The organism is Candidatus Eisenbacteria bacterium (genome assembly GCA_016867715.1).
Taxonomy (GTDB): Bacteria; Orphanbacterota; Orphanbacteria; order Orphanbacterales; family Orphanbacteraceae; genus VGIW01.
In genome coordinates this window covers 1-11140 of the sequence record VGIW01000101.1, presented here as the reverse complement: position 1 = coordinate 11140, position 11140 = coordinate 1, and the positions used below count along the sequence as shown (strand labels likewise).

Sequence of the window (11140 nt, the reverse complement as noted above, 5' to 3'; positions counted from 1 at the left end):
GAGACCGTCCCTTAGATGGGTCGCTCTCGGCAAGAGGTTCGTCTCGCGCATGGTGCGCATAGAGGATGGGGTGTTCGACGAGGGAGTCGGCACGGATAGAAGCTGGTCGATGGCGAAACCGTCGACTTACGAACGAACCAGCCAACGGAAAGACGCTCACAAGGCTCGAGAAAGAAGAGACGCGATACCGCATGCCCGGTGAAGGAGATCGGGAAGGAGAGAAACTCAGATCGAGAGACACGTCTCTGTCAGAAGAGGTTGACGGGGGCCCGGCTCATAGAAGCCTCAATCCGTCAGAAGTGTGTTCCTTGCAGGGCCGCCGGGGCGAGGGGCGAGGGGGTGAACCGGCGAGTTCCCGAGCGCGCCGGGCCTTGCCGGCCCGGCACCGTGTCGTGAGCCCGGCGCGCTCGGGGTGTCTCTGCCGGCACCGCCTTGCCCGGGCCGCGGCCGAGGAAACACCCGTCGAGTTTCTGTCGGATCAAGGTTAGGAAGAGCAATCACGCGGTCCGCTCCGCGCAAGCCGTCCGGCGAACTCACGCTCGATCGCGCGGTTCCAGGCGTGCTACGGCCGAGCATCCGGGGAATTCAGACTTGCCTGTCGAAGGTGATGATCTCTTACGATGTCGTCGAGCTTTGGTCACACGATAGCGCTTCGCGAAACATGCCATCAAGGGAAACAAGGCGGCCGGCGCGCGGAGCGTCGGCCGGTTTCTAAGCGCGGGTCCCGCACGCCGGAAAGGAACCTTGTGATCGGGATGGTTCGGTGCTAAGATTGGGATCCGCGTGTGACACCAGTCGAACATTGCTTGCCGTCGATCACAGGAGGAGCGCCGTGAAGCCGACAGGTCTCTTCGCTTGGTTCCTGCTGCTTGCCCTTTTCGGCGCCGAGGGATTCGCCGAACCCCCCTCGATCTCGCCGTTCTTCGTCAAGGGGAACGACCACGTGGCCGGAGTCCCGATCCCGGGAGGGCGAACGGAAGGGGAGACGATCGAGAACGCGATCCCGATCCCGTCGCTTCCCTTCACGGGCTCGGGGAACACGTGCGCCTTCGCGAACGACTACGACGAAGCGTGTCCTTATTCGAACTCCGTCTCGCCGGACGCGGTCTACGTGTTCACGGCTTCGTATTGGACGTACGCGTGCATCGATCTGTGCGCGTCCGCCTACGACAGCAAGGTTTATATCTATGACTTCGACTCGGGCTTCGGCTTCGGGAACCCGTACGTGTGCAACGACGATGCGTGCGGAAGCGACGGCTTTCGCTCGGAGATCTGTCCGATCGTCTTCGAGCAGGGACACACCTACTACATTGTCGTGGACGGCTACGGAGGAGATTGCGGCGAGTACGCTCTCGGGATCCACGAGATCTTGTACGACGTTCTCGTCTGCCCCGGCGGGGCGCTTTTCGAGGGGGAGGAGGATTGCTACGACGCCTACGACGATCAGTACAACTCCGGGTGCAGCGGCTACCCGATCCCGGTCTTCACCACGCTTTCCGGGACCCCGGGCGGCGCGCCCTTCTCCTTGTGCGGGACGAGCGGGACGTTTCTCCGTCAGGGAGTTCAATACCGCGACACCGATTGGTACGAGCTTCACGTCGCGGAGACGAACACGATCCTCTTCGAGTGCGCGGCGAGCTTCTCCGTCCGGATCTTCATGATCGATGGGAACAACGGCTGCGGCGGCTACCAGATCCTCGACTGGGATACCGCGGACGCCTTCCCCGATTGGGCGTCGCTCACCCGGACGTTCGATCCGGGGACCTACTGGTTTTGGGTCGGCCCATCTGTCTTCTCCGGGGTCCCTTGCGGCTCCCTCTACGTGATGACGATCGCGGGCTACACCTCGCCGCCGACGGCCGCGGAGGCCGGATCGTGGGGGAACATCAAGGCTCTCTTCCGATAGGCCGGGCGTCTCGTCCGTTCCGATTTCCGCGCTTCCCTCGGCATCGGCCCTCGTGTAACCTGGCCGGAGTTCGCCCGGCGGGTTTGCGTAAGGAGGTCCCCGAATGCCGAGTCGCGCGATCGATCCCACCCTTCTCATCCAGATCACAAGCGAAGGGATGGGAAGGGGGGATCCCGAGCTTCAGGCGAAGCTCATCCGAACGTATCTCTCTCTCCTCGACGCGAACGAGATGCTCCCCGGCGCGATCTCGTTCTTCACCGACGGCGTCAAGCTTGCGGCGGAGGGCTCTCCGGTCCTCGACGTTCTCCGTTCCCTGGAATCAAAGGGGGTCCATCTCATCCTCTGCAAGACATGCCTCGATCATTACGGTCTCGCGGAAAAGGTTCGTGTTGGAACAATCGGGGGGATGACGGACATTCTCGCGGCGCAGTGGAAGGCCGGAAAGGTCGTCAACATCTGAGTCCCACCGAGCGGCGAGGCTCGGTCGGAAAGGGCGGCCGCGCCCGAGGATCGCCGGTTGTCTTCCCGGCGCGAAGGAGGGGATCATGGCGAAAGAGAAGAGACGCGGCGGCGGCCGGGGGCGCGCGATCGAGCTTCCGCCGCCCGATTTCGCGGGAAAGTGCTCGCTCGAGGCGGCGCTCGAAGGCCGGCGCTCGGTTCGGGAGTTCAAGAAAGGATCTCTTCCTCTCCGAGTCGCTTCCCAGCTTCTTTGGGCGGCGCAGGGCGTGACCGGGGAGGCGGGCGATCGAACGGCTCCCTCGGCGGGCGGGCTCTTTCCGCTCGCGGTCCTTCTCGTCGCCGGCGAGGTCGAGGATCTCCCGACGGGGACCTATCGCTACGATCCGGAGTCGCACACCCTCTCCCTCCACATCGAAAAAGACATCCGCCCGGAGCTTGCCTCCGCGTCGCTCGGCCAAGAGTGGATCGCGGTCACGCCGATCTCCATGATCTTCCTCGCCGACTACGACCGGACCGCGGAAAGGTACGGCGAGAGGGGGATCCGATACGTGGACATGGAGGTGGGGCACGCGGCGCAGAACGTGCATCTCCAGGCCGCGGCGCTCGGGCTCGGCTCCGTTCCGGTCGGCGCCTTTCACGACCGCGCGGTGCAGGAGCTTCTCGAGCTTCCCGACAACGAAGAGCCGCTCTACATCATCCCGGTCGGCCGGCCGAAGTAGCATTCCATGCCGGGGGATCGTACGCACGCGCTTCGCTTCGTCGTTCTTCTCGGGTTCGTGAGCCTCTTCGCGGACATGACGTACGAGGCGGCGCGGAGCATCAACGGTCCCTTCCTCGCGATTCTGGGCGCGAGCGGCGCGGCCGTCGGGATCGTCGCGGGGCTCGGCGAGCTCATTGGACACGGGCTTCGGATCGTCTCGGGCCACATCAGCGATCGCACGAAGCGCTACTGGACGATCACCATCCTCGGCTACTCCGTGAATCTCCTCGCTGTACCGGCGCTCGCGCTCGCCGGGCGCTGGGAAACCGCGGCGTTTCTCATGATGATCGAACGTCTCGGGAAGGCGGTGCGGGCGCCGGCGCGCGACGCGATGCTCTCCCACGCGACGCATTCGATGGGGCGTGGGCTCGGGTTCGGCCTCCACGAGATGATGGACCAGATCGGAGCGATGGCGGGACCCTTGCTCGTGACCGCCATCTTCGCGATGGGAGGGAGTTACCGGGGCGCATACGCGATCCTGCTCGTCCCCGCGCTCCTCGCGCTCCTCGTCCTCGTGCTCGGGCGCGCGGCGTATCCGCACCCCTCGAAGCTCGAGAAGCCGCCGAGCGAACCGAAAGGCGGCGGCGTGTCGCGTCTCTTCTGGCTCTATCTCGCGGCGATCGCTCTCGTGGCCGCCGCTTTCGCGGACTTCCCTCTCATCGCGTTTCATTTGAAGTCCAAAGCGGTGCTCGAGGACAAGTGGATTCCTCTCCTCTACGCCTTCGCCATGGGCGTCGACGCGATCGCCGCGATCTTCTTCGGTAGATGGTTCGACCGTAAAGGAATGCTCTCGCTGATCCTGGCCGTCGCCGTAGCGTCGCTGTTCGCTCTCTTCGCGTTTTCACTCCGGCCGTGGGCCGTCGTCCTGGGGATGGCGCTGTGGGGGATCGGGATGGGCGCGCAAGAGAGCATTGTGCGCGCGGCGGTCGCGGACTTCGTTCCGAGAGAGCGCCGCGCGACCGGTTACGGAATCTTCCACACGGGATTCGGCGTCGCCTGGTTTCTCGGGAGCGCGACGATGGGCGTCTTGTACGACCGTTCGATCCCGGCTCTCGTCGTCTTCTCGATCGTTCTCCAGTTCCTCTCGCTCCCGCTGCTCGCGCGGGTGCACCGGATGCGGTCCGCTCGTCCGTAACGGAATACGAATACGGAAGCTCCTCGGGGGCCGCTCGAAGGATCCGGTCAACGGCCCGGCGAACTCCCGAGCGCCGCGAGCCACGCCCGCGCGGTCGGTTGGTTCGGATCGATCGCGAGGACCTTCTCGAGCTCCGCGATCGCCTCCTCGATCTTCCCCTGCCTTCCGAGAGCGGCCGCGAGGTTGCAGCGGGCGACCGTGTTTCTTCCATCGATCGCGAGCGCGGCCCGGTATTTCCCAATCGCGTCCTCGAAGCGTCCCCGGCGGGAGAGAACATTTCCTTGATGGATGAATGCTTCCATGTAGCGGGGGTTCGAACGGATCGCCTCCTCGTACGCCTCCTGCGCGCGGTCGAGCGAATCGATCTCCGCCCACGCGTTCCCCAGGTGAAAGTGCGCTTCAGCGAGGCGCCCGTCGATCGCGAGCGCGTCCCGGTAGGAGGCGATCGCCTCGCGGGAGAGACCCTGCCCGGCGTACGCGAGACCGAGGTTCACGAGGTCGGCGGTGCGGCCGGGGTCCAGATCGAGCGCTTTTCGGAACGCCTGCGCCGCGAGGTCCGGCTTCCGAAGGGAAAGAAGAGCGCGCCCGAGCTCGGAGTGCGCCTCGGGGAGATGCGGAGCCGCGGCGGCGAGTTCCTCCAGCTCGCGGGCCGCCTCCGTCCCCTCTCCGTTCTCGAGGAGGAGGCGCGCGAGGCGGAGGCGAGCGTCGACCCGGTCGGGCCTCGCGCGGGCGATCTCTCGATAGTGGACGATCGCCTCGGCGCCGCGGCCGAGCTGGGCGAGAGTCCGGGCGAGGTTAAGCCTGGCGTCGATGGACCCCGGGTTCGCCCGGAGCCCCGCCTCGAAATCGAGAACCGCCCCGGCCGGATCTCCCGCGCGGACCCGCGCCATCCCCCGGTCGGTGTACCCCCACGCGGGATCCGGCTCGTAAGGCGTGAGGGGAAACGAGGTAAGGACATAAAGCAATCCCCACCCGAGGAGAAGAAGGGCGGTCCTTCGCGGCTCCCGAGCGCGGAGCGCGCGGACAATCCGGGCGACGGCGTACGCTCCCGGGAGGAAGACGAGCGGGAGAAGCGGAACGCGGAACCGCGCCGCCGCGAGAAACGGAAGGTAGGAGAGAACGAGCACCCCGACGTAGAGAAGGATGAGCCGGAGCGTGCGCGCGGACTCGTCGGAGAAGGCCGGGGCCTCATCGTCCGGCTTTCGGCCGCGCCGGCGATCCCTGAGAAGAAGAAAGAACCCGAGAAGCGAAGCGGATCCGACGAAGGGGAAGGAAGGATTCCATCGAAGAACCCGGCTTTCCCTCTTCTCGAACTGGATCGCTTTGTTGTTCGATATTTCGGCCGGCCCGAAGAAGAGCGCCGCCTTGCGGAACGTGAGAGCGAGGAACTTCCCCGGATGCTCGGCGGCGAACGCGAAGGCTTTTCGCACGAAGAACGAGGAGGCGTCGGAATACTTCATCTCTCGTCCTTCGCGTCTCGAAAGACCTTCGACGATCCGATCGTACGAGAACCAGCTCCAACCGCTCATCCCCGTGAGGCCGGCGAGGTCGGGGAATCGGGAGGAGACGCCGTCGCTCGATTCGTTGTTGGCGATGTAGAGGGTGATCGGCGCGTTGCACGAGACGAGGCAGAACTCTCCCGAGACGGCGGCGTTCCGAAGAGTGGCGGGAAGAATCGCCGCCGCGGTCCCCGCGAGGAAGACGGCCGCGTGAAGAAGCGGGCGTTCCGCTCCCGCGCGGCGGCCTGTCCGTACGATCCACGCGAGTGCGAACGGAAGGAAGACGAGGTCGTTCCCGCGAAGGAGAACGGCGGCGCCGAGAAGCGCCCCGCCGAGGAGAGCGGAACGGAGCCTCGGCCGGATCTGCCAGGAATGAAGAGCGAGGAAGAGGAGAAGCGCCGCGGCGACGAGAAGCACGGGCGGCAGGAGCTCCCCTTCGAAATAGATGAAGCCCCAATAGAGCGCGGAGAAGCCGGCGAGGACGAGCCCGACCGCGCGCCCGAGAAGGGCGCGTCCGAGAAGGAAGGCGAGAAGCGCGTTGAGAAGCCCGAACGCCATCTGGACCGCGCGCGCCCCGGCGAAGCTCCCCTTCGTGAGCGCGTACGCGGCGGCGAGGAAGTACGGGTAGCCCGGAGGCCGAAGAAAAGGGACCTCGGGAATCCTCGGATCTCCCTCGCCTCTCGGCAGCTTCCAGTCGCCGGTGAGAAGCGCGCGCGCCCAGTAGTTGTGAAAGCCCGCGTCGGCCGCCGGCCGTGTGAAGTCGGGCCGTTCGGCGATCTCGGCAAGATAGAAGATCCGAAGGAGGAGCCCCGCGAGGAGAATGAGCGCGAGCGGAAGCCACGTTCGTAAAGCGGATCGCGCGGGAGAGGTTCGAAGCGGAGACGACGTTCTCTCGGCCGCGGGTGGGTTCTTTTCCGTCATCTCGTCCTACCGTCTCTCGGATCGACTGTCCGATCCGAGCGAACGTCCATCGGCGCGGAACCCGCGCGCTCGGGAACCGATGGCTGACCCCAGCCTACCACGGGGAACGCGCGGGGAACAGGGGAAGACCCGATGGGCACGAATTCTCTCGATCTGATACCATGAGAAGCGGGGAAATGGCGGACGTTTTGCGAACGAAGGGACGCGGGCTCGTACCCCGCTGCGGAAAGAGACGCGCGATGACGAATGGGTCGACTCGCTGGGGAGGTGCGCTCCACATCCTCGCAAGCGTTTGCGCCGCCCTGTCGATCGCGTCCGGCGCCGGGGGAGCCTCGATCGAGATCACCTCGGTCCCCGTTTGGGGGAGCGAGGACGACCTCCGCGGGCGTGTGCACCGCGTCTCTCCGTCCGCGTACAAGATCGCCGTCTACATCCTCGTCGCGAAGGCCGGCGGCTGGTGGGTCAAGCCGACCGCCGAATCTCCGCTTACGCCGATCCTTCCGGACAGCACCTGGTCGACCGACATCACGACCGGAGGCATCGATCCCTTCGCGACGCGGATCATCGCCTTCCTCGTTCCTTCGGGTTACAATCCGCCCCGCTGTGATCCTTGCTCGCTGCTTGCCGATTCTCTCTTCGATCATCCGTGGGCGTCCGCGTGCCGCCCGCACGGGTCGAGACGGATCTCTTTCTCGGGGATCGACTGGATCGTGAAGAAAGCGGACGCGCTCCTCGGTCCGGTCGGGCCGGGCCCGAACTACTTCTCGGACGATCCGGAGGACGTCTGGGTGGACGCCGAGGGGCTTCACCTCAGCATCTCCCCGCACGGAGACGATTGGTACGCGAGCGAGGTGATCGCGGACACCTCCTTCGGGTATGGAACCTACGGGTTTCGCGTGCGGGGCGCAGTGGACATCCTCGATCCGCCCGTCGTTTTCGGGATGTTTACGTGGGACGATTGCTCGCCCTTCGATCCGGACGACCCGGACAGCGCCTATCGCGAGATCGACATCGAGATCGCCCGATGGGGAAACGCGGCGACCGACACGAACGCCCAGTTCGTCGTGCAGCCGTGGCACGTGCCCGGCAACCTCCATCGCTTTCCGATTCGCTTAGGGACGGATGATCGAACGATTCACTATTTCACATGGGCGCCGGACACGCTTCTCTTCTGGAGCCGGTGGGTCGATTCCGAGACGTCCGAATGGAAAGGCGAGTCGTGGCTCTTCGTCGGGGACGGCGTCCCGCGTCCGGGGGGCGAGAACCCGCGCATCAATCTCTGGCTCTACGAGGGGAATGCGCCCGAATCGCGCGTCGAGGCCCTGGTCACGCGCTTCGAGTTCGTTTCGCGGGGTGCGGTCGGTCTCGAAGGGGGCGGGGGATTCGCCCCTTCCCTTCTCCACCGTCTCGATGCGAACCGTCCGAACCCCTTCCGGGGGGCGACCGAGATCCGCTTCGTGCTCGGGACTTCCGCCGATGTGAACCTTTCGATCTATAATGTTCTTGGACAAAAAGTCCGAACGCTTCTTTCGGAGGAAATGCCGAGCGGCGCCCACGCGGCGGAGTGGGACGGAACCGACGACACCGGCGCTGGGTGCGCAAGCGGCGCTTACTTCTACCGGATGGAGGCGGGGGGCGAGGCGCACACGGGGCGGATGCATCGGGCGAGGTAGGGACTCGCCGGGTCATGAGGGTGCCGGGGAGCGGGGCAACGGGAGGTGCTTCACCTTTCGCCCGGAATCGGGGTCTCTTCCGGTCGGCATCGCTGACACGTTCGCGCGGGCGCCCACCCAATTCCTCGCTTGGCCGAGGGTCCGTGGGAATCGGCCGCGCCGGTAGTCCTGACGCTTGAGAAGGAGCGAGTCGAGCCGCCGGCCGCTCGGAGCGCAAGCCATGGCGAACTCCATTCCCCAAGAACCCGTGCATTCCGGACGAGCGGACTTCGGCGAGCGACCCATCGTTTCGCGGCCGCTCTTCTTCAGCTCCACCTTCCGCGACATGCACGCGGAGCGTGATCTCCTTCGGGATGATGCCTTCCTCGAACTCAACGAGCGCCTGCGGGGTCGTCGGCACGAGCTGAACGTCGTGGACCTCCGGCAGGGAGTGGAAACCGGCCGCTTCAAGGACGAGGCGGAGCGCGAGCTCGTCGTCCTCCAGGTCTGTCTAAACGAGATCGATCGGACGCGCCCCTTTCTCGTCGGGCTCATCGGCGATTGCTACGGGTGGATCCCCCCCGCCGAGCGCATGGAAGCCGCCGCGCGCGCCGCCGGTTTCTCCGCGGATGTGGTCGGCCGGAGCGTAACCGAGCTCGAGCTCCTCTACGCGTTCGTCAGGGACCCCGAGCAGCGTGGGAGGAGCCGCATCTACATCCGCGCGATGGACTACGCCGGCATGCCGGAAGAGGTCCGCGAGACCTACGACGAGCGCTTCGCCCCCAGGAACGGAACCGCCGATGAGAGACGCGCCGCCGAGGAGCGCCGGGAGAAGCTTGAAGTGCTCAAGAAGCGCCTAAGGGAGGAGTTCCCGGAGCGCGTCCGCACCTACACCGCGCGGTGGGACGCTGCCCGCGGTTCGGTCACCGGCCTGGGCGATCTGCGCGACCAGGTGGTCGAGGACCTCTGGACCGACCTCGACGCCCACACGCGCGCGTACGAGGAAGAGGGGCCGCGGACCTGGCAGGAGGCGGACACCCTCGCTCTGGAGGACTTCGTTGCCGGGCGCATGCGGCACTTCCTCGATCGTCCCGCCGTGACCGGCCCGGCTCTGGAGTTCCTGCTCGGGCCCCCAAGAGGCGACCGCTCCGGTCCCTGGGGCCTCTGCCTCACCGGCGCCTCGGGCATGGGAAAGAGCGCCCTCTTCGCCCGCCTCTACCTCGATCTCAAGGTTAGGGAGCGGCGCGGGGAGCTTCTCGTCCTCGCCCACGCGGCGGGCATCTACGCCGGTTCTGATCAGGTCGATCGGATGCTCCGGCGCTGGGTGCGCGAGCTGTCCGCTTTCCTCGGCGTGGAAGACCCCTTGAGCGTCGCGGGAGGAGCAAGCGGCCAGCCGGAGCGCGCTTCATCCGCCGGCTCATCAATCCAGCCGGAGGCGGGATCCGCGGAAAGCCGGGCTGGGATCGATAACGAGAGGATCGACGAGGTGTTCGCCTCGCTTCTCGGGAGGGCCGCCGCCAGGACGCGCGTGGTCGTCCTCCTGGACGCGCTGAACCAGTTCGAACGGACGAACCGGGCCCGCTTTCTTACCTGGCTCCCGAAGCCGTGGCCGGAGAACACACAGCTCTTGGCGACCGCCATCTCCGGCGAGGAGACGCTGTCCCTCACCCGGGCTCCCCGGCGAGCGGATCTTCGGATCGTGCATTCAATCACGCGCGAGGAGGCCCACCGGATCGCGTGGAAGGTCTTCGAGGAACGCTACCACCGCGAGCCGAACGCAGCCGCGCTCAAGAAGCTTCTCGACAAGCAGACGGACGGCGGGGTACCCGCCCACGGAAACCCGCTCTGGCTGGAGCTCGCTCTTCAGGAGATGAACCTTCTCGAGGCGGACGACTACGCCCGGGCCGAACGCGAGTTCACGCACCTTCGCCGCGGGGAGCGGATGGAGGCGCTTCTCTCCTCGGTCGCGGAAGAGCTGCCCTCCTCCGTACAGGCGATCTACGGCGAGCTGCTCGATCGCGCGGAGCGGACCTTCGGCCGGGAATTCACGCACGCGTTGATCGTCCTCATCGCGGTCGGAAGAAACGGTTGGCGGGAGAGCGATCTTGAGGCTCTCGTGCCGAAGGTCGCGTGCGCGCCGTGGACCGATCTCGCGTTCGCCGGAGTGCGACGCTCGCTGGGCCGCCACCTCGTGCGGCGCGGTGCGGCCGGTCTCTGGGACTTCTTCCACGCGGGCCTTCGCGAGGGGGCGCTCGCCCGCTACCTGGCGGATCCGGACACGCGCTGCGCGCTTCACCGGCACGCGGCGGATCACCTCCGATCTCTTCCCGTGGACGACCCGCTCCGGGCGACCGAGACGATGGTCCATGTCTTGGGATGGGGGGATCGCTCGGGTGGTGCGGAGTATCTCGCGGGGCTCGAGCTCGGGACGGCGGAGATGGAGGGGGCGGCGACCGCCCTCGCCGGCGCGATCGAGACCGGAATGCCCACGGGCGACGGCTCCGATCCGGTCGAATGGGCGCTCGGATGCCTCGACGAGAACTACATGGACCCGGTGGGGCTCTGTCTTGCAGCCGGGCTTCTCCTGTTCCAGGTCGAGGCTAGGCTGGCAGTCTCCGGGGCGGCCGAGAAGAAACGGGGTCAGGTTCTGGAAGGGGTTCGCTCGAGGCTCGAACGGGCGGTGTTGGGCGGCACCGCCCCGGGCTTCCTGGCGCGCGATCTGTCGGTGTCGCTGAACAAGCTGGGGGACTTCTATCTTCGTCGGGGGGAGAGCGGGGACGCGGGGCGGGCCCTTGCGAGCTATCAGCA

Annotated in this window: 7 protein-coding genes; 6 read left to right on the top strand and 1 reads right to left on the bottom strand. The window is 66.3% G+C overall.

All coding sequences use genetic code 11. From position 1 onward, the window contains the following. Window positions 1-832 precede the first annotated feature (832 nt). From FJY73_12630 to FJY73_12615, 4 genes are all read left to right on the top strand, one after another. Window positions 833-1906, top strand: coding sequence for a hypothetical protein (locus FJY73_12630; GenBank protein ID MBM3321511.1), 1074 nt, complete (start codon window positions 833-835; stop codon window positions 1904-1906). Window positions 1907-2009: 103 nt separating this feature from the next. Next, window positions 2010-2366: a DsrE family protein gene (locus FJY73_12625; protein MBM3321510.1), complete on the top strand. Its 357-nt coding sequence runs from the start codon at window positions 2010-2012 to the stop codon at window positions 2364-2366. 85 nt (window positions 2367-2451) lie between these two features. After that, on the top strand, window positions 2452-3084 hold the full coding sequence (locus FJY73_12620; protein ID MBM3321509.1) for a SagB/ThcOx family dehydrogenase: 633 nt from the start codon (window positions 2452-2454) through the stop codon (window positions 3082-3084). 6 nt (window positions 3085-3090) lie between these two features. Next, a complete protein-coding gene (locus tag FJY73_12615; protein ID MBM3321508.1) occupies window positions 3091-4260 on the top strand; it encodes an MFS transporter in 1170 nt (389 codons plus the stop codon). Window positions 4261-4307: 47 nt separating this feature from the next. Here FJY73_12615 and FJY73_12610 read toward each other — a convergent pair whose 3' ends face one another. Further along, a complete protein-coding gene (locus tag FJY73_12610; GenBank protein ID MBM3321507.1) occupies window positions 4308-6680 on the bottom strand; it encodes a tetratricopeptide repeat protein in 2373 nt (790 codons plus the stop codon). A gap of 239 nt (window positions 6681-6919) precedes the next feature. On the opposite strand from FJY73_12610, the gene FJY73_12605 reads away from it, so the two are divergent. Both FJY73_12605 and FJY73_12600 read left to right on the top strand, forming a co-directional pair. After that, window positions 6920-8353 (top strand): T9SS type A sorting domain-containing protein, encoded by a 1434-nt coding sequence (locus FJY73_12605; GenBank protein ID MBM3321506.1) that lies wholly within the window; start codon window positions 6920-6922, stop codon window positions 8351-8353. 220 nt (window positions 8354-8573) lie between these two features. Next, window positions 8574-11140 (top strand): DUF4062 domain-containing protein (locus FJY73_12600; protein MBM3321505.1); only part of this gene is annotated, 2567 nt, incomplete at its 3' end.